This window comes from Dietzia sp. IN118, from assembly GCF_032905965.1.
Lineage (GTDB): Bacteria > Actinomycetota > Actinomycetes > Mycobacteriales > Mycobacteriaceae > Dietzia > Dietzia kunjamensis.
The window spans coordinates 2,412,345-2,437,645 of record NZ_JAUMSR010000001.1; the positions used below are offsets into that span (position 1 = coordinate 2,412,345).

Genomic DNA, 25,301 nt, shown 5'->3' on the forward strand with positions numbered 1-25,301 from the left:
CTTTTCGCGGTCGTGAGGGGTGCCGATCAGCGTAGCCCGGCCACCTCGGCGTTCCTGCCCTGCCCGTCGCTCAGTCGGCGATCATCCGGATGTAGAGCAACCGGTCACCGCTCTCCAGCGCGTCTGCCTCGGGCTCGTTGACCTTGATGAGCTGTCCCTTGCGCACCACCCCCAGGACGAGTTCGGCCAGGTGCCGGGGTGAGCCTCCTACCTCGGACTCCTCGACCCGTCGTTCGGCGATGGAGAAGCCCTCGTCCGGGGTGAGCAGATCCTCCATCATCCCCACGACCGTCGGCGAATTGGTGGCCAGACCGAGGAGACGTCCGGTGGTCTCGGCGGAGACCACCACGGAGTCTGCGCCGGACTGCTTGAGCAGGTGCTTGTTGTCGCTCTCGCGGACCGTCGCGACGATCTTCGCGTTGGGTGCCAGTTCCCGCGCGGTGAGGGTGACCAGCACGGCCGTGTCGTCCGAGTTGGTGGCCACCACGACGGCGGAGGCGCGGGTGAGGCCGGCCAGTTTGAGGACGTCGGACCGGGTGGCCGAACCGTGGACGGTGACCAGACCGTGGGCGGCCGCGGCCTTGAGTGCCTGGGGGTCGGTGTCGACGACGACGATGTCGTCCGGGGCGGTGTCGTCGGCGAGCATCGCGGCGATGGCGGATTTGCCCTTGGTGCCGTAGCCGACGACGACGGTGTGATTGCGCACGTGGGTTCTCCATCGCTGGATCTTGAAGGCTTGACGGGACTGCTCGGTCAGCACGGCCAGAGTGGTGCCGACGAGCAGGATCAGGAATACGAGGCGAAGCGGGGTGACGACGATGGTGTTGATCAGCCGCGCCTGCTGGGTGATCGGGGTGATGTCTCCGTAACCGGTGGTCGAGAGGGAGACCGTGGCGTAGTAGAAGCAATCGATGAGCGTCAGCTCACCATTCGCTCCGCCGCCACCGGTATAGCCCCCGCGGTCGAACCACACCACCAGCACAGCGATGCACAGGGCGACGACGGCCATCACCACGCGCTTGCCGATCAGCCGCCACGGCGTCTCACTGTTCTCCGGGATGCTCACCACGCCCACGAGCGCGTGGTCGGGGCTCTCGTCCAGCGGGTCGTGGCCACGGAACCGCGATGCCAGTGCGCGCTTCTTCACCATGGGGCTCCGTTTCCGCGACGCGTCCCCCGCGGGGACCGTGCCGTCATCGACATGAATCGTCGCCTATCGCCCGCCGCGGGACAACAACCGACCCCGCCCCGGCCCGTCGGAGAGCAGTCGTGACAGCTCGTCGGCATCCGGCAGATGGGCCGGTTCGATCGTGCGCCCGGAACGCACGTAGTGGAACGCGGCGCGCACGCGGTCGAGCCCCACGGGTCGTCCCAGGCGGGCACTGGCGATCTGGGCCCAGGCGTACCGGTAGACGGCCAGCTGGAGGGCGACGGCGGGCATGTCCCGCTCGGCGGGAACCCGTCCCGTCTTCCAGTCCACGACGATCCACCCCGGGTCGTCGTCGCCGTCGGTGTCCGCGCTGGCGGTGGCGGTGAACACCGCGTCCATCCGTCCGCGCAACAGGTGTTCGCCGAGCCCCACCTCGAAGGGCACCTCGACCGCTGCGGGTGTCATCCGTGCCCATCGGGATGCCTCGAACGCCTCCTGCAGTGCAGTGAGGTCCGCCTCGGACAGTCCGTCGGCCGCGCCCTGGTCGCCGGCGCCGGGCAGGTCGTCGATGTCGAGGAGGTGGGTGGCGCCGAAGCGGTGCTCCAGCCAGAGGTGGAAGCGGGTCCCGCGCCGGGCGAAGCGGTCGGGACGGAACGGGACCGGCCTGCGGAGACGGTCCGCGAACTCCCGGGGGTCGGACGCCAGTGCGACCATCTGCCCCGCGGTGAGCCGGCGGGGCAGGATCACCTCGTCCCGCTGTTCGGCCGCCCGCCGCGCGTCGGCCAGCAGCGGTGCCGCGGCGAGGTGCCAGCGGCGTGCCGGTCCCGATTCCGGCGGGTCCTCGTTCTCCGGGTCCACCGGCACGGCCGCGTCGACCGCCCGTGCGACGGCGACGCGGCCGGGGGCGGCCGGTCGAGGCCACGTGGCCTCCACGACGGTCGTCGTGGCGGGGTTGGTCGGGGAGGGTGTGACGACGAGGTGATCGATCTCCCCCAGTGGCTCGTCTCCCCCGCACGCCTCCAGGACCTCGTCGAGGAATTCCGAGGGGCCCTTGGGTGTGGCGGCCCCTCCGATCCAGTGCGACCCGGACAACAGCAGCGTCTGCTCGGCTCGTGTCACCGCCACGTAGAACAGCCGCCGATCCTCGTCCAGTGAGCGTCGCCGGACCCGCTTGACATGACTCTCGAGCGCGTCCTGCAGGAGTTTCCGGTCGGTCACGTCGTCGAGCCGGGGCACAGGTACGCCGCCGGCGTTGTCCTCCGATTCACGGTCCCCCCGCAGGTGCTCGGGCAACTGGGTCGCCGTGCGCACCGAGGTCTGTGGCGCCTGGTCGGACGGGAAGACCCCCTGCGCCAGGTGCGGGACGGCCACGATCTCCCACTCGAGCCCCTTGGCCGAGTGGACGGTGAGGATCTGGACCCGCCCCGGTGTGGCGGCGACCTCGCCGCGCGCGAGCCCCCCGTCGACCGTGCGCGCGAGGTCGAGGTAGGACAGGAAGGCCTCCAGTCCTGTTCCCCGGTCCGGCCGGAACCCCGCCGCCACCTCCTGCAGCGCGTCGAGCTGCTCGCGGGCCTCGCCGACTCCCGCGCGTTGACGTAGGCGGACCTCCGCGTCGAGTCCGAGCGCCTGCTCGGCGGCGGCGACCAGACGGGCGGGGGGTGCCGACGAGCGGGCGCGCAGGCCCGAGATGATCCCGGCGAGTTCGCTGATGCGGGCGGCGCCGTCCGGGCTGTAGCCGCCTGCGGGGCCGGGGTCGGCGAGGGCGTCGGCGAGCCCGGCCGAGTCGGTCTCCTCCCCCCTGGCGATGCCGTCGAGAATGTCCTCCAGCTGGTCGAGAGCGGTCACCGCCCCGCCGGGGGCCGCGGGCCGGCGCAGCGATAGGTGGGAGGCACGCCGGGCGAGCGCGGCGAGGTCCGCGGCTCCGAGAGAGAACCGGGAGCCGCTGAGCAGGCGCAGCAGTGCGGGTCCCGCACCCGGGCGGGAGACCACGGTGAGCAACGCGACGACGTCGGCGACCTCGGGGACGTCGAGCAGTCCGCCCACCCCCACCACCTCGACGGCCAGGCCGCGCGACTCGAGGGCGGCGGCGATCGCCGCGGAATCCCCGTTGCGTCTGACCAGCACCGCAGCGGTCGGCGTGCGACCGTCCCGGGCGGCCGCGCTGTATCTCGCGGCGATCGCGTCCGCGAGCCATTCCCGTTCGTCCGACGCGGTGTCCAGGACGGCCACCCGGAGGTCGGCGGCCTCGGCGCCGGGTCGGGCTCGCAGTTCGGCGACGGGGATCGACCCCGGCCGGTCGCGCAGGGGCGCGGTGATCCGGTTGGCCAGCGTCAGGACCTCGGGTGGGTTCCGCCACGAGGTGGTGAGCTCGCGCAGGTGCGACCGCCGACCGTCGGCCAGGGGGAAGTCCTCGCGGAACCGGTCGAGGTTCGAGGCCGAGGCCCCGCGCCAGCCGTAGATGGACTGCATGGGATCGCCGACGGCGGTGACGGCAGGGACGGGTCCCGCCCCGCCCCCGAACAGGGAGGAGAGCAGGACTCGCTGCGAGTGTCCGGTGTCCTGGTACTCGTCCAACAGCACGACCCGGAACGCCCGGCGCTCGGCCTGGCCGACCTGGGGGTGGTCGCGCGCGACGGTGGCGGACAGCGCCATCTGCGAACCGTGATCGAGCGCCGATTCCGTGCGCATGCGGGCCGCGACCGCGTCCACCAGGTCCGCCAGTTCGTCGCGATGCCCCTGCACGTCCGCCGTCTCCTGGAGCCACCGGGTGGGGGCCTGGCGTTGCCGCGGCCCGGGGGGCAGGGTCGCGACGAGGGTGGTCATCAGGTCGGGGTCGGTGCGCAGGTCGTCGGTGGTGACGAGGTGGTCGGACAGCTGTCCTGCCAGCGTGAGCACGTCGCGCGTCACCCGGCCGGGGGTCGATCCGGTCGTCAGGGGACTCTCCCACCTCGACACCACGTCGTGGGCGAGTTGGAAGGCGGCGGTGGGGGTGAGCAGCCGCGCGTCCGGTTCGACGGGGACGAGCAGCCCGTACGTCCCGAGCAGGGTCCCGGCGAACGCGTGGTAGGTCGAGATCTGTGGATCCTCGGTGCGGATGGCCTCCGCGATCCCGGGAGCGGCTCCCGGGCCCGTGCACAGGGGACTGCGCGCCAGCGCGTCGAGCCGCCGGCGGATGCGACGGGACAGCTGCTGCGCCGCCTTGCGGGTGAAGGTCAGCCCGAGGATCTCCCCCGGGCGGGCGTAGCCGTTCGCCACCAGCCACACCACGCGGGCGGCCATCGTCTCGGTCTTGCCGGCACCGGCTCCCGCCAGGACCAGCGTCGGTTCCGCCGGACCAGAGATCACCTCGGCCTGCTCTGCGGTCGGCCGGTGGATCCCGAGCGCGTCGGCGATGACGTCGGGCTCGATCATCGTGGTCACCCGATCACCTGCTCTCCCTCGGGCTGCGCCGGGCAGCTGGATCTCACGTCGCAGTGCTCACACCAGCGACCTACCCTCGCGGTGTAGGACGGCCCGATGGTCGCGCGGCCCGCTTCCGTCACCCGCCGGGTGAGTTCCTCCCCGGCCCCCGTCCCGAGCGGGTCCTGCATCCGTTCGGCCGGCATGCGTCCCTCCCTTCCCGCCAGGTAGAGCAGGAGCCCTCCGCCGGGGGCCCGCCCCGCCGCGGAGTCGACGGCCCCGGCGGCGACGGCGAGTTGGTAGAGGGCGGGCTGCGGGTGCACGGCGGCCTCGGCGTGGCTCGCCGCGGCCCGGGAGGTCTTCACGTCGACCGGGATCACCTGTCCCGCCGTGGTCGCCTCGAGCCGGTCGATCCGTCCGCGGACCCGCACCGGTCCGTCGACGTCGAACTCGAACGCCTCCTCGACCCCGGCGGTGGTGTACCGGTCGCGCGTTGAGGCACGCCACAGTCGGAAGGTCTCGGCCATCTCGACCATCGACTCCGCGCCCCGCTCGGCGAACCACCCACGGGCCATCGTGAGGGCTTCCGCCCGTCGCCGCACGGCCCCCCGCAGTGCGTCCTCCGAGATCCCTCCCTCCACCGCCTGTGTCAGCGCGTGGACCGCCGAGCCCCGGACGAGAGGGGCCGCCGATCCGGCATCCGAGGAGTCGCCTCGCACCTTCTGGAGGAACCACCGGAGGGGGCACTCCTCCAGGGCACCGAAACCGGAGGGTGAGAGGACCGCGAGGGGTTCGCCCGGCGTCGAGGTGACCACCGGGGTCGTCGAGGACGGCTCGGCCGCGCCGAACCAGGTCCGCGGGTCGGCGACCTCCACCCCGGCGTTGCGGAGCCCGGCGAGGAGTCCGGCCGCGTGCCGGGCGTCCGCGGGGTCGGTGGCCTGGTCATGGAGTGCCGCCCGCAGGTCCACGGCCAGGTGCGGCAGCGTGAAGACGGTCGGCGCGTGCCGGGGCGGGCCTCCCACCGCCCCGGCGGGCGCCGCGGTGGGAGTGGTGGTGGCCAGGTCCGAGATCTCGTCGACGAACCGGGAGGGTGCGATGTCGCCCTCCTCCGGCGACTCGACCGCGGTCACCAGCAGGTGATCCCTCGCGCGGGAGCACGCCACGTAGAACAGTCGACGTTCCTCTGCCGACCGGGCGGCGGCGGAGGACACGGCCCGCTCGGCTTCGGACGGCACCGGGCCGTCACCGGCGACCTCGGTCAGGTCGACCAGCTCGTCGACTCCCAGGAGACCGGACCGCCGGCGGGGTGCCGGCCACACTCCGTCCTGCACGCCGCACACGGCCACGGCCCGCCACTGCCTGCCCACCGCCGCATGCGCGGACAGGACGCTGACCGCCCCTCCACGGGCTCTGATGTCCGCGCGTCCGGGGGCGGGCAGGTCCTCGCCGGAGACGACGTCGCAGAAGAGGGCGACGGACCCGCCGGGCACCCTGTCGACGAAGTCGGCGGCGTGGTCGAACAGTGACACGACCGCGTCGAGCGAGCGGTCGGCGGACCGGGACCACGGGTCGGCGGCGACCGCCTGACGGACGAGGCGCTTCTCCAGTCTCGACGCCGACCACGCGGCCCAGAGGGCCTCCTCCGCGGTGCCGCCCGTCTCGAGTTCCTCCAGGACCGCCGCGCGGGCCCGCCGGATCCTCGTCACCGGCGCGAGTTCCACCACCGTCAGGCCCGGCGGCATCCGGTCCTCCTCCGCGAGCACGAGCCGGCGCAGTGTGTCCGCGCTCGGCTCGGTCCCGCCGATCCCGGAGCGACGCAGGCCGCGTCGGAGGCGTCGCATGGCCACCGCGTCGGCGCGTCCGATCGGTCCCGAGAGCATCGCCAGTGTCCGTTCCGCATCGGTTCCGGCCTCGCCCTCCACCGCGGAGCGCACCAGCAGCAGGAGCGCCGACGCCACGGGGTCGTGGGCGGGCGGGATCTCCGCACCCGCGTCCACAACAGGGACCCCCGCGGCGTCGAGGGCGGCGAAGAGCGCGTCCGCCATCCGGGGCAGCGAGCGGGTCACCACCGCCATCTCCGCGTAGTCGACGCCGTCCAGGACGTGTCGACGGCGGAGGAAGTCCGCGATGACCGCGGCCTCCGCGGCGGACGAGCCCGCGACGGTCACCCCCACCGACCCCTCGGCCGGGCCCGGCGTCTCGCGGGGCCGGTGGCGGGCGGCCCCGGGGAGTCTCGACGCGACGCGCGCGGCGACGGCCGTGATCGCCGGCGACATGCGGTGCCCGGTGTTCAGGTCGATCGCGCGGCCACCCTGGTCCACCACGGCCCGGGCGAGACCCCCGTCGGCGCCACGGAACCGGAACACCGACTGGTCGCCGTCCTCGGCCACGAGCAGGACGTCCGCCCCGCCTCCGACCGCCGCGACGAACTCGGCGGCCAGCGGATCGAGGTGCTGCGCGTCATCCACCGCGACGAGACGGCGGGACCGGAAGATCTCGCGCAGATCGGGATCGGCGGTGAGGGCGTCCAGTGCGGCCCCGACCAGTTCTGCGGCGTTGAGCGCCTCCGGTATGTCCGACTGTCCGGAACGCACCCCGGACCGCAGCGCCATCTGCTCCTCGTGGCGGCGGAAGAACCCGGCGGCGGCGACCCAGGCCGGACGCCCCGCGGTGCGGCCCAGCCGGGCGAGTTCACGGGGTCCGATGCCCCTCTCCAGCGAACGCAGGAGCAGGTCGCGCAGTTCGCGGGCGAATCCGACGGTGGAGAGAGCCGGCCGCATCTGTTCGGGCCAGTGCGGGGCCCCGTCCGCCAGTTCGCCCATCAGGGTCTCCCGCACCACCGCGTCGTGCTCGGCCCCGGTGCGCAGGCGCGGGGGCGGTGCGTCTGCCCGCGCGGCCGCCAACCGGACGACCGCGTGGGCGAGGGAGTGCACGGTGCGGACGGGCGCGTCGGTGCCGACCACGAGGTGCGGGGGCATCCCGTGGGTGGCCCGTTCGAACAGGGTGGCCGCGGCCGCCGCCGAGCCGGTGAGCACCAGGACCCCGTCCATCCCCACCCCGCCGGCCACCGCGGAGCGCACCACATCGACGATCAGCGACGTCTTCCCGCTGCCCGGGCCCCCGCGCACGACCCACCGGTCCTGCCTGCCCGTCCGGGCACCCGGCCAATCACGCCCGAGGAGGTCGTCGAGTTCCGCCGACCAGGACGTTCCGCGCTCGTCGACCGCGCGTGCGTCGCGGGGGGCGGTCGGGGCAGGGGCGGTCAAGGCAGTGGCGGTCAAGGCGGTGGCGGGCTGTGTCACGGCTCGATGAGACCACACGACCACGACATCCCCCCTGCCCGCCCGGACAAGCCGCTCGCCGGAGGGCATGTCGACCCCGCACCGCGCAGACCGGGCCCGCGACCGGCGCGGGGGACGGTACGCCTCAGCGCAGGGTGTCCTCGAGCATGTTCGGGCGGCACGCGGTCCGCGAGACGACCGTCATGATGGCCAACACCACCGTGAGGAACGCCAGGCCCGCCCCGAGCCCGGGGCCGTCGAACAGCATGCCGAACACGAGCGGCCCGAGGGACGCGGCCGTGTACCCCACGCCCTGGGAGAACCCGGAGAGCGCGGCGGAGCCGGCCTGGGTGCGCGTGCGGAGGTTGATCAGCGTGAGGCAGAGCGGGAACGTGCTGGGTCCCACGCCGAGCAGGCAGATCCACACCCACGCCGCGCCGGGAGCCCAGAGCAGGCCGGCGAACCCGGCCAGGTAGGACACGACGGAGACGACGACGACGGCGTACGGGTCCTCGAAGCGGCCCGCCGCCCACGGCACCACCAACGCCGCGACGAGGCCGATCGCCGAGTACACCGCCAACGCCAACCCGCCCTCCGCGCGCGTCATCCCGATCGATTCGGCCACGGCCGGGAGCCAGGTGAAGAACGCGTACGTGCACAAGGAGTTGGTTCCGAAGAACAGGGCCAGCGCCACGCCGACGGGCGAACGCCACGGGCGGATGCGCCGGGTGGGGGTCGCGGCGGAGCCGCCGGGGGCGCTGGTGGGGGCGCTGGTGGGGGCGCTGCCGGTGGAGCCGTCGGCGGGGCGGGGGGACCCGGTGGCACGAGGGGAGTCGGTGGGGACGCCCGGCCGCACGACCTCGACGATCCAGGGGATCGCGGCGACGACGGCGAGGACCGCCCACCACCCGATGGAGACCCGCCACCCGGCGGCCTCCTCGACCGGCACCGCCACCAGCGCCGGGACGACGGTGCCCAGCTGCAGACCGGTGATGTAGGCCATGCTGACCGCGGCCACGTGCCGGGGGAAGTACTTCTTGACCAGGGGCGGGGCGACGACGTTGCCGATCCCCATCCCCGCCAGCGCGATGAGTGATCCCGCGCCCATCACCCAGGGGTCGTGGGCGGCGGCCCGGATGAGCTGCCCGACGGCCGCCGCGACCATCGCCAGGACCGTGAGCATCTCCAGACCCACCCGGCGTAGGACGATCGGGGTGAGCACACCCCAGACGGCGAACATGGCGGTCGGGACCATCCCGAGCAGCCCCATCCCGGCGGCGCCGAGGCCGATCTCGGCGTCGATCACCCCGAGCAGCGGGCTGAGGGAGGTGACGGCGGTCCGGAGGTTCAGCGAGACGAGGACGACGCCGACGAGGGCCACGAGCGGAAACGCGAGGGCACCCTGGCGGGACGATGCCCGCGGGGAACGGGGGGTCATGCCGACGTGTCCCCCACGAACTCGCCGACCTCGCGGGCCATGGACTGCAACCCGTCCATCGCGTGCGGCCGCGAACCGGGGTGCAGCGCGTGTACCGCCAACCGGAACACGGCAGCGCGCAACACCATCTGGGGCCACTGCTCGAGATGGCGCCATCTGCCGAGGACCCCGATGTCGGCCGTCCCCCACGACAGGTGGTCGATGGCGACGACCGCGGCCGACCACGAGGTCGGCCGGGCATAGGGCACGACGTCGGTCAGTGCGGGTTCGGCGGACGAGTCGAAGAGCAGACCCCGGGCGAGATCCCCGTGGACGACGCCGGTCACGGGGATCCCGACCGGCCTGCGGTGCCGGATGAGGCCCGTCGCACCGAGCAGAGCGGCCGCACGGTGGGTCGCGAAGGGCGTACCGCGGTCCTCCATCCCGGGCGCCAGGTCGTGCTCGGGGTCACCGTCCCAGGCGGCCGCCTCGGCGAACGCGAACAGGTCGGTCTCGGCCCACGGCCGCCTCGCCGGGCGGGTGGCGGGCCGCGGGGGCTCCACGTCGGCGAGCGCCGCGTTGATCCGCGCGGACCACGCGATGGTCTCGTCGGCGCGCGCCTCGGGGCGACCGGACACCACCCGGTCGGCGCGCCAGCCGGACACGACGTGGCGTCCATCGGTCGAGCGGACGGGGAGGGCCACCCGTAGCCCCGTCACGTCCAGTTCCTCCCGGACCCGGGCGGACCAGTTCGCCAGCGCCGTGTCCGCGACGGGGCGGAGCACGACGGCGGCACCGGAGGTGGACACCAGCCAGCCGGTCCCGGAGCCGGCGACCACGGGGACGGCCGGGCCGTCCGTCACGCCGAACGCGCCACGGACGTGCTCGGGGACCCTCGCATCGTTCACGCCGCCCACGCTACCCACCTCCTCGGTCAATACCCGGGCAGGGACGGGTCGACGTCGCGTGTCCACGCGTCGATTCCGCCCGCCAACGACCGGACGCCGGTGAATCCGGCCCCGGACAGGGTCGTGGCGGCGCGCGCGGAGCGCACACCGGACTTGCAGTAGAGGACCAGGCGCCCCCGGGCGGCGGCGCGACCGAGGACACCGGTGGGGTCCGCGGCGTCCTCGGCGACCGAGTCCAGGGGCACCCACACCGACGGCTCGATCCGGGCGATGGACCGCTCACCCGCCCCGCGGACGTCCACGAGGACCGGGGCGGCAGCGCCGGGGGACCCCGCCTGCGTCAACTCCTCCGCGAGCTCGGCGGCGGTGACGACCGGCACGGCTGCCGGCCCGGCCGCCGGCATCTCGCAGGAGACGTCGTCGGCCCCGTCGGGCAGTCGGGTGACCGGCTCCCTCGACGGGTCCGGTCGGATCGTCACCGCCCGGTGGGTCGACTCGAGCAGATCCATCAGGACCAGGCGTCCGAGTAGGGGCCGGCCCGCTCCCGTGACGAGCTTGACCGCCTCCATGGCCATCATCGACCCGACCGTGCCGCACAGCGCGCCCACGACCCCGGCCTCGGCACAGCTGGGCACCGACCCGGGAGGCGGTGGGGACGGGTAGAGGTCCCGCAGGGTCACCGGGTCGGCGGGCGCCGGTGGGCGCGACCAGAACACGGCGAGTTGCGCCCGGAAGCGGTCGATGGTCCCCCAGATGAGCGGGATCCCGGCGATCTCACAGGCGTCGGAGACCAGGTACCTGGTCGCGAAGTTGTCGCTGCCGTCGATCACCAGATCATGGCCCTCGAGAAGCGACTCGATGTTCAGGGCGTCGAGTCGGGCGTGGATCGCGTCGACCCGGACCCCGGGCGCCAACTCGGCCAGACGGTCCCTCGCCGAGTCCACCTTGGGTCGGCCCACGGCCCCGACGGAGTGGATCACCTGCCGGTGCAGGTTGCCGAGGTCCACCTCGTCGTCGTCGACGACCGTGATCCGCCCGACACCCGCCGCGGCAAGGTACATGAGCACCGGGGCACCCAGGCCGCCGGCACCCACGACGAACACCGACGCGGCGCGCAGGCGACGCTGCCCCTCGTCGCCGATCGCGCCGAGCAACAGGTGCCGCGAGTACCGTTCCCGCTCGTCCCTCGTCAGCTCCGGTACCGGGTCCACCAGCGGGGGAAGGCCGCGGTCCCCCGGTCCGCCCGCGGCGGTCATCCCGCCACCGGGGGTCCGTCGGGGAACGGCCACGCGTTGTATCGACACGTGTCGTCGTTGTCCGGGACCACGCCCTCGGGATCCAACTGGTGGATGTCGCCGTTGTTCACGCCGAACGTCTGCTGCATCATGATCGGCGCCAGGGCGCCGTCCGCGGGGCACGGCTCGTGGGCCGGGTAGCCGATCGCGTGGCCGACCTCGTGGTTGACCAGGTATTGCCGGTAGGACCCGATGTCGCCCTGGAACGACCTCGCTCCCCGCACCCAGCGCGCGAGGTTGAGGTAGACGCGACCCGTGGCCGAGTTGTAGCAACTCGCCTCGAGTTCGATGTCGTACCCGCAGTTCTCGCGGACCGTCATGGGGCTCGCCAGCGAGACCCGGAACGCGGGCTCGTCACCGGCGATCCGCCGGAACGCGACTGCGCCGTCGGCCGTCCAGCTCTTGGGGTTGGCCAGGGTCGCGTCGACCATCCTGGCGACCGAGTCGTCCCCGCCGAAGTCGACGGTGTCGATCCCGTCCTCGACCTCGACCGTGTAGCTGAACTGCTCGGCCGTCGGGCGTCCCACCGGATCGGTGCCGCCGGGCACGATCCTGAACTCCCCGCTCGCGGCCCCGATGAAGGAGCCGCCCTCCGGCAACTCACCACTGGGCGGGACCTCACCCGCCGCGGGTACCCCGACCACGGCCGGGGTCTCTTCCGCCCGGACCACCCGGTCCTCGTCCGACGCGCCCGGCGAGACGATGGCGTCCCCGATCACCAGGGCGGTGAGCACCACGAGCACCGGGATCGCGTACGCGCGCCAGCCCCAGGTGGCCAAGAACCTGCCGACCGGGGTCTGCCGACGCAGGTGGTCCCGGGATCCGGGCACCGACCGGCGGCGCCCCGGGGTCGACTCCTGCGGGTCCCACGGCGCGCGCAGCGGCTCGCCGTGCGGAGGGTAGTACGGGGGTCGCTGACGACCCTCGGCGTCCGCACCGCCCGGCGTCCGGCGACGGCCGTCGCTCATCCGTACACCTCCACGTCCACTCCTGAAGTCAAGGCCTACACGATCCCACATGAGGGGTGAGGCGCCTCCTCCCGCACTCCGCGGCTGCGGGTATTGTCCGTCTGGCCCGGACGCCTGTCGACTCCCGCCCGGGCGGAGAAGGAGCCAGCAGATGACGAGCCCGGACGGATCCTTCCCGGCCGCACCGGGCCGCACCCGAGCGGCCCGGCTCCCCCGCGGGGCCCGGCGCAGCCAGCTGATCGACGCCGCCGGGACCGTGTTCGTCGACCAGGGCTTCCACGCCTCCGGGATGGATGACATCGCCGTCCTGGCCGGCGTCTCCAAGCCGGTGCTCTACCAGCACTTCGATTCCAAACGTGACCTGTACATCGAGGTGCTGCGCCACCACGTCGACGAACTGCTCGGACGCATCCGTGCCGCGCTGGACTCGACCTCCGACAACCGGCGCAGGGTCGAGGCGGCCGTCGACACGTTCTTCGCGTACGCCGACGCCGACACCCGCGGGTTCCGGCTGGTCTTCTACTCCGAGTCCGGTGACGAGGACGTCCGGCGGGAACTCGACCGGGCCACCGACGGCTGCATCGACGCGGTCCACGACCTCGTCCGCGGGGACTCGGGGCTCGACGCCCACCGCTCGCGACTGCTGGCCGTCGGACTGGTCGGGGCCAGTCGTGTCAGCGCCGGGCACTGGCTCGACGCCGGCCGGCCGATCCCCCGCGCGGACGCCGTCTCGACGACGGTCACGCTGTGCTGGGGCGGCCTGTCGAAGATCCCTTGTCACGGAAGGGACCGGACCGAGCCGGACAACCAGGCCTGACCCCCGGGGGTCGGGGCCGCGAGGGCGGCCCCCGGCCCGGGGTTCACTCCCTCAGGAGAGGAACCCGACCGCGCGGCGCGCGGTCTCGCCGATCTCGACGTACGCCACCCGATCGGTGGACACGAGGTAACGGCGCCCCTTCTCGTCCTCGAGCTCGAGTACCGCCTTGGCCTCCGCGGTCAGGGCCGCCTCGACGCGCTTGTACACGTCCTCCGGCGTCATCCCGGTCTTGAACACGAGCTCACGGTTGCTGTCGGCGATGCCGATCTTGACCTCCACGGTGCCTGCCCTTCTCGTCGTAGGCGCATGTCACGCCGTCATCGGCGGTGCGTGCGGTCCAGGCTAGCCCGACGCGCTCGAAAGGCGGCGGCACGGGATAGGATGTGTGCACGTGGATCACTCCCCGGGTCCGGATCGCTCCGGCGCCGGGCGTGACAGGTCCCGTGGAAATGTGCGCGCGCCCCGCTCGCGAGGCCGGACCTTGTGCGGCCCGAACCATCCGCGCGCGAGACGAGAAAGGCACCGCCCTGTCCACCACAGATGTCACCACCGAAGAAGTCGACGGCATGGCCACGACGACCGCCGTCGTCGACGCCCCGTCCTCCGACTCCTCCCCCAGCTTCGCCGAGCTCGGCGTCCGCCCGGAGATCGTCACCGCGCTCGCCGAGCGCGGGATCACCCACACGTTCGCCATCCAGGAACTCACCCTCCCGCTGGCACTGGCCGGATCCGACCTCATCGGTCAGGCCCGGACCGGCATGGGCAAGACCTACGGGTTCGGCGTCCCGCTCCTCCACCGCATCGCCACCGGCGAGGCGACCAGGACGCTCGACGGCACCCCGCGGGCGCTCATCATCGTCCCCACCCGCGAGCTGTGCGTCCAGGTCACCCAGGACCTCAAGATCGCCGCGACCGGCCTCACCGCGCCGGCGGCCTCCGGGTCCGGCACCCGCCCGCTCAAGGTCCTCGCGATCTACGGCGGAACGCCGTACGAGCAGCAGACCGAGGCCCTGGAGAAGGGCGTCGACGTGGTCGTCGGCACCCCCGGCCGCCTGCTCGACCTCGCGAACCAGTCGAAGCTCGTGCTGGGCAAGGTCGAGGCCCTCGTCCTCGACGAGGCCGACGAGATGCTCGACCTGGGCTTCCTGCCCGACATCGAGAAGCTGCTGCGCATGGTCCCGGAGAAGCGCCAGACCATGCTGTTCTCGGCCACCATGCCCGGCCCGATCATCACCCTGGCCCGCACCTTCCTCACCAAACCCACCCACATCCGCGCCGAGGCCGCCGACTCCGGCGCCACGCACGAGAACACCACCCAGTACGTCTACCGGGCCCATTCGCTCGACAAGCCCGAGGTGGTCTCCCGGATCCTCCAGGCCGAGGGCCGTGGCGCCACCATGATCTTCTGCCGCACCAAGCGCACCGCCCAGAAGTTGGCCGACGATCTCGCGGAGCGTGGCTTCCGGGTGGGCGCCATCCACGGCGACCTCGGCCAGGGAGCGCGTGAGAAGTCCCTCAAGGCGTTCCGCTCCGGTGACGTCGACGTCCTCGTCGCCACCGATGTCGCGGCCCGCGGGATCGACGTCGACGATGTCACCCACGTCATCAACTACCAGTGCCCGGAGGACGAGAAGACCTACGTGCACCGGATCGGCCGCACGGGCCGCGCCGGACGCACGGGTGTCGCCGTCACCCTCGTGGACTGGGACGACCTGCCCCGGTGGGGCCTGATCGACAAGGCCCTCGGACTCGGGTCCGGTGAGCCCGCCGAGACCTACTCGACGTCCCCGCACCTGCGGTCCGATCTCGGGATCCCGGAGAGCGCCGGCGGACGCGTCGGCGCCCCCACCGGGACCGGCTCCGGCCGCCGCCCGGTCGACCGCGACTCCCGCGGGCCCGCCCGGGAGTCCGGGACCGGATCGGGACCCCGTCGGCGGCGTACCCGGACCGGGGCCTCCGGCGCTGACGAGGCCTCGACGCCCGCCACGTCCGGTGACCCCGCTCCCGGGACCGACAGCGCAGACGGTTCGGCGACCCCCGGCGACGCACCCCCGCGGCGCCGCCGTCGCCGTCGGCGCCCCTCGTCGTCGTCGCCCGACCAGGCCGGTCAGGACTGACCGGGCCACCACCTCCCCACATACGGCACGTGCGCGCAGACAGTCACGCCACCGGCGGCCCGGGCCGACGGTTCCCCGGTGTGCCCTCCGAACGGGGGACACGGCGCGATCTGGTGACCGCGGCCGTCATCGTCGTCGTCATGGCGGTGGTGGCCGCCGCCGTCCTGCTGTCGGGAAGCGCGAACCGCTCGCACTTCCGCGCCGCCGACGACGAGCAGCCCGTCTACGGGCCCGCAGTCGAACGCCCCACCTCACTCCAGCCCCTGTGGTCCCACGCGTCGGGGGGCGCGGGCGCCCCACTGACCACCAAGGGCAACCTCGTCACCCTCGACGACGACGGGACCCTCGTGGGCCGCGACGCGGGCTCGGGCGAGCAGCGGTGGACGTATTCACACGCCGGACGTCCCTGCGCGGCCACGTTTTACGCCGACATCCTCGCCGCGGCGTTCGACGGGGCCGCCGGGTGCAGTGACGTCACCGCCCTCGATCCGACGACGCAGCAGTACACGAGCACCCGACAGAGCGCCTTCCCCGACGCGATGGAACTGACCTCGACCTGGCGGCACGCGCTGGCCTCGAGCCCCGAGCGGCTCGAGATCTGGCGCGACGACCTCGTCCGCACCGTCGAGTACGGCGCCGTCGAGGCGCCCCAGGAAGCCGACATGCAACCACGTACCGGCTGCACCCTCGGAACGGCCGACCTCACCGACGACCGGTTCGCCGTCGCCGAACGCTGCCCCGGCGACGACTCCACACGGCTCACGCTCGCCGAGACCGTCCCCGAGGACAGCCGCAAGCCCGAGGAGATCGCCTCGGAGACCACCAGCGCCCGGGGCCTGTGGATCATCGACGTCACCGACGAGGGCGTCCTCGCACTGACCGACCGCGACGGCGCCTGGGCCGTCGAATGGTTCACCTCCCCGCGCCAGTACTCCCCCGTCCTGCGACTGGACTCCGAACCCGCGGCGAAACCGGGCGCCACCACACTCTCCGGCGATGACACCCAGGCACGGTGGTTCGACGGCGGCGCCACCCACGCCTTCCGGACCGATACCGGCCAGCACACCTGGACGGCCGGCGGGGCCACCGGCCCGGGCCTGACCGGCGGGTGGTCACCCGACCCCGACGTCACCACCGCGCGGGATTGGGTACTGCTCCCCGTCGCCGGCGGTTTCGGTCTCCTGGATCACGACTCGGGCGTCGAGACACTCCGGCTGGGTGCCACCTCCGCGGAGGGCGACGGCGTCACCGGGCTGGCGCAGATCGGCGACATCCTCTACGAACGCCGCGGCGGCTCGATCCACGCCTACAAGCTGCTGGCCTGACCGGGCCGCGGACGGCTGGCCGGGCGGCGTACCAGTCGGTCAGGCGGCGTACCACTCGACGGCGTCGCGCCGGAACAACGCCACCAGGGCGGAGGCACACACCACCGCCAGGGCGATCCCGGCCAGGTACTGGTGCGACCCCACCCCCACGTACCACGCGACGAAGAGCAGCAGCAGCTCGGCGATCACCACCAGACCGCGGCCCCACCGCCGACCGCGCAGCAGTCCCAGCCCGGCGGCCAACAACCCGCCCCCGAGGATCGCGAACCACACGGCGGTCCCGTACCCGCTGATGACCACGGTCTCCTCGCGGTGGCCGCCGATCGCACGGACCAACAGGATCACCGCGATGCCCACGCCGATGAGCCCCTGAGCAGAGGCGATCCAGCCGGCGAGGCGGACCGGGCCGGGGATCGCGATCCGCGGGCCTGCCGGAACACGGGGCTCGTCCTGTCGTCTCACGTTCACCTCTCAAGACTATGTGGCACCGGATCCACCGGGCCCCACACCCCTGGTGGGGCGCGCTCCGCCTAGGCGATAACAGCCTCTGGTGTGCGCTTTCGCGCCGATTTGACAAAGCGCGTGACGTTTACCACATCGAGGTTCAAGAGGGTTGACTTGTCAGGGAATCGTGGGACGATCAGTTGTAACAGCGCAGACACACCGTGTTTGCCTTGCCTTAACCGGGAGCCACTCCAGCAGGAGTGAGCCCGCGGAGCGGGTACAACCCCCACCACCCCGTCGGGTGTCACCGAACACGCACGTTCTCACGTCGATCGTACAGGTCCACGCCTGAACGGCGCGTGTTCGTGCTGCCCGGCGCACCCGACCTCGGTCTCACGACGAAGGAGTTCCCATGGACTGGCGCCACAAGGCCATCTGCCGCGACGAGGATCCCGAGCTGTTCTTCCCCGTCGGCAATTCCGGCCCCGCCCTCGCGCAGATCGCCGAGGCGAAGATCGTCTGCAACCGCTGCCCCGTCACCGCCGAGTGCCTGACCTGGGCCCTCGAGTCCGGCCAGGACGCCGGCGTGTGGGGCGGCATGAGCGAGGACGAGCGTCGCGCCCTCAAGCGTCGCCGCGCCCGCACCCGGACCACGGTCTGACCCCGACCGTCTGACGCGTACGTCGCCCGACCCCAGGACGGCCAGCGTACGAGAGGCCGGTTCCCAACCCGATGAGGGTGGGAACCGGCCTCCCGCCGTTGTGGCGGCCGATCGGTCAGTCGATGACGGCGATGAGATCGCCCGCCTGGATGACGTCGCCGGGCTTCACCGCGACCTCCGTCACGGTTCCCGAGCCCTCACACAGCACCGGGATCTCCATCTTCATCGACTCCAGGAGAACGATCGTGTCGCCCTCGGCGACCTCGGTGCCGACCGCCGCGACGACCTCCAAGACGTTCGCGACCATCTCGGCACGGACCTGTTCAGTCATATGGATTATTCCTCTGCTTCCTCGACAACGGCCCCCGGACACCTCCAATGCAACCACACGGGCCCGCGCATGGAAGACTTGTACACCGACGAAAGGAGGCGACCATGAGCAAGCGTGGCCGCAAGAGGCGGGATCGCCGTAAGAAGAACGCCAACCACGGTAAGCGTCCGAACAGCTGAGTACGGACGCCGTGGACGACGAGGGGGCGGGCACCTGACCGGTGCCCGCCCCCTCGTCGTCCGTCACCGCGTCCGCGGATCAGCCGAAGTCGCGTCTCTCGACGGTCGTGTGTCTGTGAACCACGGTGGTGCCGTCCGCATCCGTCGTGGTCACCGTCGTGCGTCGGATCTCCACCATCAGGCGTTCCCGCAGCCCGGTCGGAGCCTTCTCGCAGCACGAACTGGAGAGCTTCGCCTTGAGGCGGCGCTCCGAGAGGAACAACTCCCGGCAGTCCGGACACCCCGCGAGATGATGTTCGAGTCGAGAGCGGCAGGCGTCGTCGCACTCGAGGTCCACCAGCAGGGACAGGTCGCGCTTCGCCGACCGACAGTCGATCTCGTCGAGTCGTGGGTCGTGCTCCCTCATCACTTCGCCCCCTCCTCGCGGTCGCGGCCGAAACCCCGCTCGGTGGCCACGTCGCGCAGCAGCTCGCGCAGCTGCTTGCGACCGCGGTGTAGACGCGACATCACGGTCCCCAGCGGGGTGTCCATGATCTCCGCGATCTCCTTGTACGGCAGGTCCTGGACGTCGGCGTAGTACACCGCCATCCGGAACTCCTCCGGCAGCTCGGCGAGGGCCGCCCGGATCTCGTCGTCCGGCAGCAGTTCCATCGCCTCGACCTCCGCCGAGCGGAGGCCCGTCGAGGTGTGCTCGGCCGCGGCGGCCAACTGCCAGTCCGTGATCTCATCGGTCGGGTACTGCGCGGGCTGGCGCTGACGCTTGCGGTAGTGGTTGATGTAGGCGTTGGTGAGGATGCGGTGCATCCACGCACGGAAGTTGGTCCCCGGCTTGAACGAGTGGAATCCCGCGAAGGCCTTGGCGTAGGCCTCCTGCACCAGGTCCTCCGCATCGGCGGGATTCCGGGTCATCCGCAAGGCCGCGCCGTAGAGCTGGTCGAGGAGAGGCATCGCCAGCTCCTCGAACTTCTCTGCGCGCTGGTCGGCCTCGTCGGGCTGCAACTCGGTCGGCAACCGGAACTCCTCACCTGTCGGTGTCCCGGAGTCTAACCGCACGCCCGGGGCGTCGAGGACCGCGGTCCGCATCGCACCCTCCCTTCCGACCCGGGACCTACCCCGGGTACCTGCTGGGAATCAACGCGGTGGGCCGTCGCGGTATTCCGGACCCCGTCACCCGCTAGGCTCCCGTCCCGTGGGCAGCAGGAAGGGACGAGGCGGCGCCGCGGCGACCCCGGCGATCGTCGCGCTGCGCGACGCCGACATCGACCACACCGTGCACACCTACGAGGTGACCGGTGACGCGACCTACGGCGACGAGGCGGCCCGCGTGATGGGCGACCGACTGGGGGTGGCCGCGAACAGGGTGTTCAAGACACTGGTCCTGGCCACCGGCAGACCTCCCGAGGGGTCACGGGTCCCGCTCGCGGTGGCGGTCCTGCCCGTGACCTCCTCGCTGGACCTCAAGGCCGCGGCCGCCGCCCTGGGGTGCGGCAAGGCCGCCCTGGCGCCGATCGACGTGGCGGAGAAGAGCACCGGGTACGTCGTCGGGGGCGTGTCGCCCGTCTGCCAGCGTCGCCCCCTGGCGACGGTGGTGGACGCCTCGGCCCTGGCCCATCCCACGATCCTTTGCAGCGCCGGCAGACGCGGGTGGGAGATCGAGCTCGCCCCCGTGGATCTGGTGGCGATCACCCGGGCGGTGACCGCCCCGATCACGGCCGGCTGACCGCCCGGTCACGGCCGCCCGGACACGGCCGCCCGGTCCCGACCGCCTAGAAGAGCATCCCCTCGGCGGGGTCGACCGGCCGCACCAGCTCCGGGCCGTCGTTGCGGACAGTGGACACCGCCCGCGACACCGGCCTGATCTCCACCGACTCGGCCCACTCGCCCAGGTCACCGCCCGCGCCGTCCACCAGGGCACGCGGGTCACGCATGACGGCGGTATCGAGCCAGTCCCCGAGCACCTCGGGGCGGACCACCAGCGGCATCCGGTCGTGCACCCGGCGCAGCGACCCGAGCGCCTCCGTGGTGAGGATCGTGCACGACAGTTGGGTGACCGTCTCGTCCACCGGGTCCCGTCGGGCCTCCCACAACCCGGCCATGAGCAGGCCGCGGTCCCCCGGCAGGCTCATGAAGTACGGCTGCTTGGGCCCCGCCTTCCCGCCGGGGGTCGCGGGCTCGCCCGCCACCCACTCGTACCAGCCGTCCATCGGAATCACGCAGTGCCGGCGGGCCACCGCGGACCGGAACGACGGCTTGGAGTACGCGGTCTCCACCCGGGCGTTGAACAGGTTCGGCAGCCGCTGTGAGTCCCCCGCCCACGAGGGAACGAGCCCCCACCGCATCGCCCGGAGCACCCGCCGGGGCGTCGCCGTGCCCGCCGCCGCGCCCGGGCCAGGGGTCACGCCCTGACCCGCCGTCGCCGCCGATCCGGCCGGCTCGACGAGCCTCTCGGACCGCGGGACGTCCAGTGCCAGAACCGGGATCGTGGTGGTGGGCGCGATGTTGAACCGCGGCGCCCGGGGCGCGGAGGCGGGGAACAGACCGGGAGGCGGGGAGCTCGCCTCGTCGACCGCGTCCAGCTCCACCGCGAGCAGCGCCGGGTCCGAGGAGAGGGAGAACCGTCCACACATGCCGACATCCTCGCACCCGGGTCCGGCGGATGCCGCCTCGATGGGCGACAATGACCAGGTGAGTCATTGGAACGCGCCCGTCGCCGCCGGCCCCGTCGACGCCGACGTCACCATCCCCGGGTCCAAGTCACTGACCAACCGTGCTCTGGTGCTCGCGGCGCTGGCCGACGGCCCCTCCCGCCTGGTCGGCACGCTGCGCAGTCGGGACACCGATCTCATGATCGGCGCGCTGCAGGCGCTGGGGACACGCATCGAGGGACCGTCCGGACCGCTCGGCCCGGGTGACACCGACCTCGTCATCACCCCCGGTGAGCTGCGGGGCGCCGACGTCGAGTGTGGACTGGCCGGCACGGTGATGCGATTCGTCCCGTCGGTCGCCGCCCTGGCGACCGGCCGTTCCACCTTCGACGGTGACCCCGCGGCCCGTGTCCGACCGCAGGCCACCGTGCTCGACGCCCTGCGCGCACTGGGTGCCCGGATCGCCGGGGACAGCCTGCCGTTCACCGTCGACGGCGCCGGCTCGCTGCGGGGCGGCCGCGTCGAGATGGACGCCTCCGCCTCCTCGCAGTTCGTCTCCGGCCTGCTGCTCTCCGCCGCGCGGTTCGACGAGGGCGCCGAGTTGGTCCACGTCGGCGCCTCGCCTGTCCCCTCCGGGCCGCACATCGAGATGACGCTGGAGATGCTCCGCGAGTCCGGCGTCACCGTCGACCAACCGACCCCGTCCTCGTGGCGGGTCGCGCCGGGTCCGATCGACGCCGTCGACAGGGTCGTCGAACCGGACCTGTCCAACGCCACCCCGTTCCTCGCCGCCGCCGCGGTCACCGGCGGGACCGTCCGCGTCCCGCACTGGCCCGCCGCCACCACCCAGCCCGGGGACGCCATCCGCGTCATCCTGCAGGCCATGGGCGCCACCGTCACCCTCGAGGACGCCGACGGTGCGGGCCATGGCACCCTCGTCGTCGTCGGCCCCTCACGCCTGTCCCCCGTGGACCTGGACCTGTCCGCCATCGGCGAGCTCACGCCCACCGTCGCCGCCCTGTGCGCGCTCGCCGACGGCCCCTCCCGGCTCACCGGCATCGCGCACCTGCGCGGACACGAGACCGACCGCCTCGCCGCGCTCGCCGCGGAACTCGGCGCCGTGGGCTGCGGCGTCACCGAGCTCGACGACGGCCTCGAGATCACCCCGGCCCCGCTGCACGGCGCGCCCTGGCGCGCCTACGCCGACCACCGCATGGCCACCGCCGGCGCCATCATCGGCCTCGTGGCCCCGGGCGTCGGGGTCGACGACGTCGAGTCCACCTCCAAGACCATGCCCGGCTTCACCGCGATGTGGGCCGACATGCTCGCCGGACAGGGCTGACGGGCGGCCATGCCGAGCGGACGGGGTGCGGGCAGCGCACGGGGGTGGGACGAGTCCGACGTCCGGATCCGGCCCGGGAAGGGCTCACGCCCCAGGACCAAACGTCGGCCCAGCCATGACGACGCCGCCGCCGCGATGATCGTCGCCGTGGACCGCGGGCGCTGGGGCTGCGTGCTGCTCGACGACGGCCCCGACCACACCGCCGGGACCCGCGTCGTCGCCATGCGGGCCCGCGAGCTCGGCCGGACCCCCGTGGTGGTGGGTGACCGCGTGGGCGTCGTCGGCGACCTCACCGGCGCGCGCGACACCCTCGCCCGGATCGTTCGCGTCGAGGAACGCTCGACGGTGCTGCGCCGGACCGCCGACGACTCCGACCCCTACGAGCGGGTCGTGGTGGCCAACGCCGAGCTCCTGCTCATCGTCGTGGCCGTCGCCGACCCCCCGCCGCGCGCCGGGTTCGTCGCCCGCGCCCTCGTCGCCGCCTACACCGGGGGGCTGGACCCGGTCCTGTGCCTGACCAAGGGCGACCTGGACGACCCGTCGGTGTTCGCCGCCGAATTCGCCGAACTCGACGTGCCGGTCCTGCGGGTGGGGGTCGACGACGAGCTGGACGATCTCCATGACCTGATCGACGGCCGGATCTCCGCGATGATCGGGCACTCGGGCGTCGGCAAATCGACGTTGGTCAACCGCCTGGTCCCCGATGCCTACAGGGCGACGGGCGTGGTCTCCGGCGTCGGCAAGGGCCGACACACCTCCACGCAGTCCGTCGCACTCGAACTGGCGACGGGCGGCTGGGTGGTGGACACCCCCGGCATCCGCAGTTTCGGGCTGGCGCACGTCTCCCCCGACGACGTGGTGGCCGCGTTCTCCGACCTCGACGAGATCGCCGGCGCGTGCCCGCGCGGATGCACCCACCAGGGTCCGCCCGCGGACCCCGAGTGCGCCTTCGACGCCGTCACCGACCCCGCCGTGCACCGGCGGGCGCTCGCGGTGCGGGAACTCCTCGGGGCGTTGCAGTCCAACGACCCCTGGGCGCTGGGGTTCGACCAGGACTGATTCGGTGGACTGCGGCGGGGCGTGGCCCGGCGGCCGGGTGTGGCGCGGCGGCCGGGTGTGGCCCGGCCAGCACCCGGGCCTCACGGGGGCGCCGGCCGGGCGGCCGATCAGATCTTGATCTCGACGTCCCCCAGCGCCACCGAGACGCAGGTCTGGATCCGCTCCCCCGGACCGTGGTCGGTGCCGTTGCGCAGGTCGCGGACGTGGCCCTCCTCCAAGCCCACGACGCACGTCTGGCAGATACCCATCCGGCAGCCGAACGGCATCTGCACGCCCACGCTCTCCCCGCCCTCGAGGATCGTGGTGGCCCCGTCGAGCTCCACCGTCTTGTCGGTCGAGCCGTACTTGACGGTCCCGCCCGACGCGCCCGCGTTGCGGTCCACGGTGAAACGCTCCATGTGGAGGTCGTCCCGTCCCGTTGCCTCGAAGTGCTCGGTCAGCTCGTCGAGCATCGCCGAGGGCCCGCACGCCCAGGTGGGACGCTCCGACCAGTCCGGCACGAGCGCCGACATCTGCTCGGAGTCGATGCGGCCGTCCTCGCTGGTCACCCGCAGGTGCAGCGTGTAACCCGGCTGGGTGCGCTCCAGCGCGAGGAGCTCGTCGTGGAACAGTGCGTCATCACGGTCGCGGATCGAGTGGACGTGCACCACGTCGGGGAACCCCTCGTCGGCCGAGCGGCGGTCCAGCGACCGCAGCATGCCCATCACCGGGGTGATGCCCGAGCCGGCGGTGACGAACATCAGCTTCTCGGGCGTGGGCGAGGGCAGGTGGAAATCACCGGCCGGCGCCTGGAGCCGGACGATCATCCCCGGCTCGACCGTTCCGACGATATGGTTGCTCAGCAGCCCCTCCGGCAGGGCCTTGACCGTCACCGAGTACTCGCCACGCCCCGTCGTGGGCGCCGACGTCAACGAGTACGAGCGCCAGGTCCACCGGCCGTTGAGCAGGACGCCGATCCCCAGGTACTGACCGGGGCGGTACTCGGGCGTGGCGCCCCAGCCCGGCTTGATCACGAGGGTCACCGCGTCGTCGGCCTCACGGCGCACGGAGACGATCTCGCCGCGCAGCTCGCGGGACGACCACAGCGGGTAGATGAGCGAGGAGTAGTCGTCCATCCGCAGCGGGTGGGTGAGGCGGTTGAGGAACGTACGCGCCCCCCGCGGCTCCGGAACCCGCGCGGCCGCCGCACGCAGGACGCGATTGAGCCCACTTCTCGACTCGGACACTGGTGCCTCCTTGAAAACGGATCCCCGCGGCCCGGGGGTCGGACCGCCGCTTCCGGACTACGAACCTACGGTAGCGTAGGTTCCCGTCCGGCGGGATCCCCCGGGCCGATTCTCCACGCCGTCGACCCGGGTCCGCAGGCGATCGGGGCAGTCCCGGCATCCGGGCGGTGTCCGGCCCGGGTGCGCCCGCACCCCTAGAGCAGCGTGAGCAGGAACGGCAGTTCCACCGCGTCGTACCACGCCAGGTCCACGTCGAGGGCGTCACCGACGGTGAGCTCGGCGTCCTCGTCCCCCAGATCCGCACGGTCCACCACCTCGACCGCGTCCTTCACCAGGTCCACGGCCCCGGCCAGATCAACGTGGACGGCGGCGATCTCCGCGGTCCCCACCGTGGCACCGTCCAGCCGCACCACGGCGGTGTCCAGGTCCGGCCGCGGCTGCACCCGCCCGTCGGGGACGTCCGCGCTCACCACGACCCGCCGGTACGGGTGGGCCTCGTGCGCGGCGCCGGAGTCGAGTTCACCGCCGAGCAGCCGGAGCGACGCCCGCGCGGCCTCGAGGAACGCCACGTGTTCGATCTCCTCCATGTCGCCCTCGGCGTAGGACTCGATGAGCGCGGGGGTCGCCGCGAACGCGGTGCCGCTCCGCACGGGCATCTCCCCTGCCTCGAGCAGGGTCTCGAGCATCGCCATGGTGGCGGGGACGAACAAACGCATGATGGACTCTCCTCGGGCGGG

23 protein-coding genes are annotated in these 25,301 nt (G+C 72.8%); 8 read left to right on the forward strand and 15 right to left on the reverse strand.

What is annotated here, in order from left to right:
• Positions 1 to 70 precede the first annotated feature (70 nt).
• The 7 genes from Q2K20_RS11595 to Q2K20_RS11625 form a co-directional block, all read right to left on the reverse strand.
• Positions 71 to 1,150, reverse strand: coding sequence for a potassium channel family protein (locus Q2K20_RS11595; protein WP_067712343.1), 1,080 nt, complete (start codon positions 1,148 to 1,150; stop codon positions 71 to 73).
• A gap of 63 nt (positions 1,151 to 1,213) precedes the next feature.
• Positions 1,214 to 4,561, reverse strand: a complete 3,348-nt coding sequence (locus Q2K20_RS11600; RefSeq protein ID WP_269502464.1) for a UvrD-helicase domain-containing protein — start codon at positions 4,559 to 4,561, stop codon at positions 1,214 to 1,216.
• 5 nt (positions 4,562 to 4,566) lie between these two features.
• Positions 4,567 to 7,815, reverse strand: coding sequence for a PD-(D/E)XK nuclease family protein (locus tag Q2K20_RS11605; RefSeq protein WP_317176807.1), 3,249 nt, complete (start codon positions 7,813 to 7,815; stop codon positions 4,567 to 4,569).
• Between the two features lie 160 nt (positions 7,816 to 7,975).
• Entirely contained in the window at positions 7,976 to 9,268 is a 1,293-nt protein-coding gene (locus tag Q2K20_RS11610; protein WP_096905872.1) for an MFS transporter, read from the reverse strand.
• Complete coding sequence (locus Q2K20_RS11615) at positions 9,265 to 10,155, reverse strand: TIGR02569 family protein (protein ID WP_253701734.1); 891 nt, start codon at positions 10,153 to 10,155, stop codon at positions 9,265 to 9,267. The genes Q2K20_RS11610 and Q2K20_RS11615 overlap by 4 nt, the downstream gene beginning before the upstream one ends.
• 26 nt (positions 10,156 to 10,181) lie before the next feature.
• Positions 10,182 to 11,411, reverse strand: a complete 1,230-nt coding sequence (locus Q2K20_RS11620; RefSeq protein WP_067712450.1) for a ThiF family adenylyltransferase — start codon at positions 11,409 to 11,411, stop codon at positions 10,182 to 10,184.
• On the reverse strand, positions 11,408 to 12,418 hold the full coding sequence (locus Q2K20_RS11625; protein WP_067712339.1) for a DUF3152 domain-containing protein: 1,011 nt from the start codon (positions 12,416 to 12,418) through the stop codon (positions 11,408 to 11,410). Before Q2K20_RS11625 ends, Q2K20_RS11620 begins: the two co-directional genes overlap by 4 nt.
• 151 nt (positions 12,419 to 12,569) lie before the next feature.
• On the opposite strand from Q2K20_RS11625, the gene Q2K20_RS11630 reads away from it, so the two are divergent.
• On the forward strand, positions 12,570 to 13,235 hold the full coding sequence (locus Q2K20_RS11630; protein ID WP_067712337.1) for a TetR/AcrR family transcriptional regulator: 666 nt from the start codon (positions 12,570 to 12,572) through the stop codon (positions 13,233 to 13,235).
• Positions 13,236 to 13,286: 51 nt separating this feature from the next.
• Here the strand turns inward: Q2K20_RS11630 and Q2K20_RS11635 are convergent, their stop codons facing one another.
• Positions 13,287 to 13,514 carry a DUF3107 domain-containing protein gene (locus Q2K20_RS11635; protein ID WP_067712332.1) on the reverse strand — a complete coding sequence of 76 codons (228 nt, stop codon included), beginning with the start codon at positions 13,512 to 13,514 and terminating at the stop codon, positions 13,287 to 13,289.
• A gap of 218 nt (positions 13,515 to 13,732) precedes the next feature.
• Between Q2K20_RS11635 and Q2K20_RS11640 the strand changes: the two genes are divergently transcribed.
• Both Q2K20_RS11640 and Q2K20_RS11645 read left to right on the forward strand, forming a co-directional pair.
• The gene (locus Q2K20_RS11640) at positions 13,733 to 15,352 is read left to right on the forward strand and encodes a DEAD/DEAH box helicase (protein ID WP_390890252.1); all 1,620 of its coding nucleotides are present in this window, start codon (positions 13,733 to 13,735) and stop codon (positions 15,350 to 15,352) included.
• Between the two features lie 29 nt (positions 15,353 to 15,381).
• Positions 15,382 to 16,677, forward strand: coding sequence for a hypothetical protein (locus Q2K20_RS11645; RefSeq protein ID WP_269502198.1), 1,296 nt, complete (start codon positions 15,382 to 15,384; stop codon positions 16,675 to 16,677).
• 39 nt (positions 16,678 to 16,716) lie between these two features.
• On the opposite strand, the gene Q2K20_RS11650 is transcribed toward Q2K20_RS11645, so the two are convergent.
• Complete coding sequence (locus tag Q2K20_RS11650) at positions 16,717 to 17,145, reverse strand: hypothetical protein (protein WP_269502201.1); 429 nt, start codon at positions 17,143 to 17,145, stop codon at positions 16,717 to 16,719.
• 388 nt (positions 17,146 to 17,533) lie between these two features.
• Between Q2K20_RS11650 and Q2K20_RS11655 the strand changes: the two genes are divergently transcribed.
• Positions 17,534 to 17,782 (forward strand): WhiB family transcriptional regulator, encoded by a 249-nt coding sequence (locus tag Q2K20_RS11655; protein WP_067712327.1) that lies wholly within the window; start codon positions 17,534 to 17,536, stop codon positions 17,780 to 17,782.
• Between the two features lie 115 nt (positions 17,783 to 17,897).
• Here Q2K20_RS11655 and Q2K20_RS11660 read toward each other — a convergent pair whose 3' ends face one another.
• The gene (locus tag Q2K20_RS11660; protein ID WP_067712324.1) at positions 17,898 to 18,113 is read right to left on the reverse strand and encodes a biotin/lipoyl-binding carrier protein; all 216 of its coding nucleotides are present in this window, start codon (positions 18,111 to 18,113) and stop codon (positions 17,898 to 17,900) included.
• A gap of 104 nt (positions 18,114 to 18,217) precedes the next feature.
• Between Q2K20_RS11660 and Q2K20_RS18210 the strand changes: the two genes are divergently transcribed.
• Complete coding sequence (locus Q2K20_RS18210) at positions 18,218 to 18,292, forward strand: 50S ribosomal protein bL37 (protein WP_370452405.1); 75 nt, start codon at positions 18,218 to 18,220, stop codon at positions 18,290 to 18,292.
• Positions 18,293 to 18,371: 79 nt separating this feature from the next.
• On the opposite strand, the gene Q2K20_RS11665 is transcribed toward Q2K20_RS18210, so the two are convergent.
• Complete coding sequence (locus Q2K20_RS11665) at positions 18,372 to 18,698, reverse strand: zf-HC2 domain-containing protein (protein ID WP_067712322.1); 327 nt, start codon at positions 18,696 to 18,698, stop codon at positions 18,372 to 18,374.
• Entirely contained in the window at positions 18,698 to 19,375 is a 678-nt protein-coding gene (locus Q2K20_RS11670) for a sigma-70 family RNA polymerase sigma factor (protein ID WP_067712319.1), read from the reverse strand. Before Q2K20_RS11670 ends, Q2K20_RS11665 begins: the two co-directional genes overlap by 1 nt.
• Before the next feature lie 106 nt (positions 19,376 to 19,481).
• On the opposite strand from Q2K20_RS11670, the gene Q2K20_RS11675 reads away from it, so the two are divergent.
• Complete coding sequence (locus tag Q2K20_RS11675; RefSeq protein ID WP_269502209.1) at positions 19,482 to 20,012, forward strand: aminoacyl-tRNA deacylase; 531 nt, start codon at positions 19,482 to 19,484, stop codon at positions 20,010 to 20,012.
• Between the two features lie 46 nt (positions 20,013 to 20,058).
• Here the strand turns inward: Q2K20_RS11675 and Q2K20_RS11680 are convergent, their stop codons facing one another.
• Positions 20,059 to 20,919: an SOS response-associated peptidase gene (locus Q2K20_RS11680; RefSeq protein WP_163376655.1), complete on the reverse strand. Its 861-nt coding sequence runs from the start codon at positions 20,917 to 20,919 to the stop codon at positions 20,059 to 20,061.
• Between the two features lie 40 nt (positions 20,920 to 20,959).
• Between Q2K20_RS11680 and aroA the strand changes: the two genes are divergently transcribed.
• Positions 20,960 to 22,279 (forward strand): 3-phosphoshikimate 1-carboxyvinyltransferase, encoded by a 1,320-nt coding sequence (gene aroA / locus Q2K20_RS11685; protein WP_067712310.1) that lies wholly within the window; start codon positions 20,960 to 20,962, stop codon positions 22,277 to 22,279.
• A gap of 9 nt (positions 22,280 to 22,288) precedes the next feature.
• A complete protein-coding gene (gene rsgA / locus Q2K20_RS11690) occupies positions 22,289 to 23,338 on the forward strand; it encodes a ribosome small subunit-dependent GTPase A (protein WP_067712307.1) in 1,050 nt (349 codons plus the stop codon).
• Positions 23,339 to 23,445: 107 nt separating this feature from the next.
• On the opposite strand, the gene Q2K20_RS11695 is transcribed toward rsgA, so the two are convergent.
• Both Q2K20_RS11695 and Q2K20_RS11700 read right to left on the reverse strand, forming a co-directional pair.
• Positions 23,446 to 24,564 carry a ferredoxin reductase gene (locus Q2K20_RS11695; protein ID WP_067712304.1) on the reverse strand — a complete coding sequence of 373 codons (1,119 nt, stop codon included), beginning with the start codon at positions 24,562 to 24,564 and terminating at the stop codon, positions 23,446 to 23,448.
• Positions 24,565 to 24,758: 194 nt separating this feature from the next.
• Positions 24,759 to 25,280, reverse strand: coding sequence for a DUF6912 family protein (locus Q2K20_RS11700; protein WP_067712302.1), 522 nt, complete (start codon positions 25,278 to 25,280; stop codon positions 24,759 to 24,761).
• Between the last annotated feature and the right edge of the window lie 21 nt (positions 25,281 to 25,301).

What these genes read in the sequence shown, in the direction of transcription:
- Q2K20_RS11595 (WP_067712343.1), bottom strand. Translation starts at nt 1,150, where the DNA reads ATGGTGAAGAAGCGCGCACTGGCATCGCGGTTCCGTGGCCACGACCCG.
- Q2K20_RS11600 (WP_269502464.1), bottom strand. Translation starts at nt 4,561, where the DNA reads ATGATCGAGCCCGACGTCATCGCCGACGCGCTCGGGATCCACCGGCCG.
- Q2K20_RS11610 (WP_096905872.1), bottom strand. Translation starts at nt 9,268, where the DNA reads ATGACCCCCCGTTCCCCGCGGGCATCGTCCCGCCAGGGTGCCCTCGCG.
- Q2K20_RS11620 (WP_067712450.1), bottom strand. Translation starts at nt 11,411, where the DNA reads ATGACCGCCGCGGGCGGACCGGGGGACCGCGGCCTTCCCCCGCTGGTG.
- Q2K20_RS11625 (WP_067712339.1), bottom strand. Translation starts at nt 12,418, where the DNA reads ATGAGCGACGGCCGTCGCCGGACGCCGGGCGGTGCGGACGCCGAGGGT.
- Q2K20_RS11630 (WP_067712337.1), top strand. Translation starts at nt 12,570, where the DNA reads ATGACGAGCCCGGACGGATCCTTCCCGGCCGCACCGGGCCGCACCCGA.
- Q2K20_RS11655 (WP_067712327.1), top strand. Translation starts at nt 17,534, where the DNA reads ATGGACTGGCGCCACAAGGCCATCTGCCGCGACGAGGATCCCGAGCTG.
- Q2K20_RS11660 (WP_067712324.1), bottom strand. Translation starts at nt 18,113, where the DNA reads ATGACTGAACAGGTCCGTGCCGAGATGGTCGCGAACGTCTTGGAGGTC.
- Q2K20_RS11665 (WP_067712322.1), bottom strand. Translation starts at nt 18,698, where the DNA reads ATGAGGGAGCACGACCCACGACTCGACGAGATCGACTGTCGGTCGGCG.
- Q2K20_RS11670 (WP_067712319.1), bottom strand. Translation starts at nt 19,375, where the DNA reads ATGCGGACCGCGGTCCTCGACGCCCCGGGCGTGCGGTTAGACTCCGGG.
- Q2K20_RS11680 (WP_163376655.1), bottom strand. Translation starts at nt 20,919, where the DNA reads ATGTGTGGACGGTTCTCCCTCTCCTCGGACCCGGCGCTGCTCGCGGTG.
- aroA (WP_067712310.1), top strand. Translation starts at nt 20,960, where the DNA reads ATGGGCGACAATGACCAGGTGAGTCATTGGAACGCGCCCGTCGCCGCC.
- rsgA (WP_067712307.1), top strand. Translation starts at nt 22,289, where the DNA reads ATGCCGAGCGGACGGGGTGCGGGCAGCGCACGGGGGTGGGACGAGTCC.
- Q2K20_RS11700 (WP_067712302.1), bottom strand. Translation starts at nt 25,280, where the DNA reads ATGCGTTTGTTCGTCCCCGCCACCATGGCGATGCTCGAGACCCTGCTC.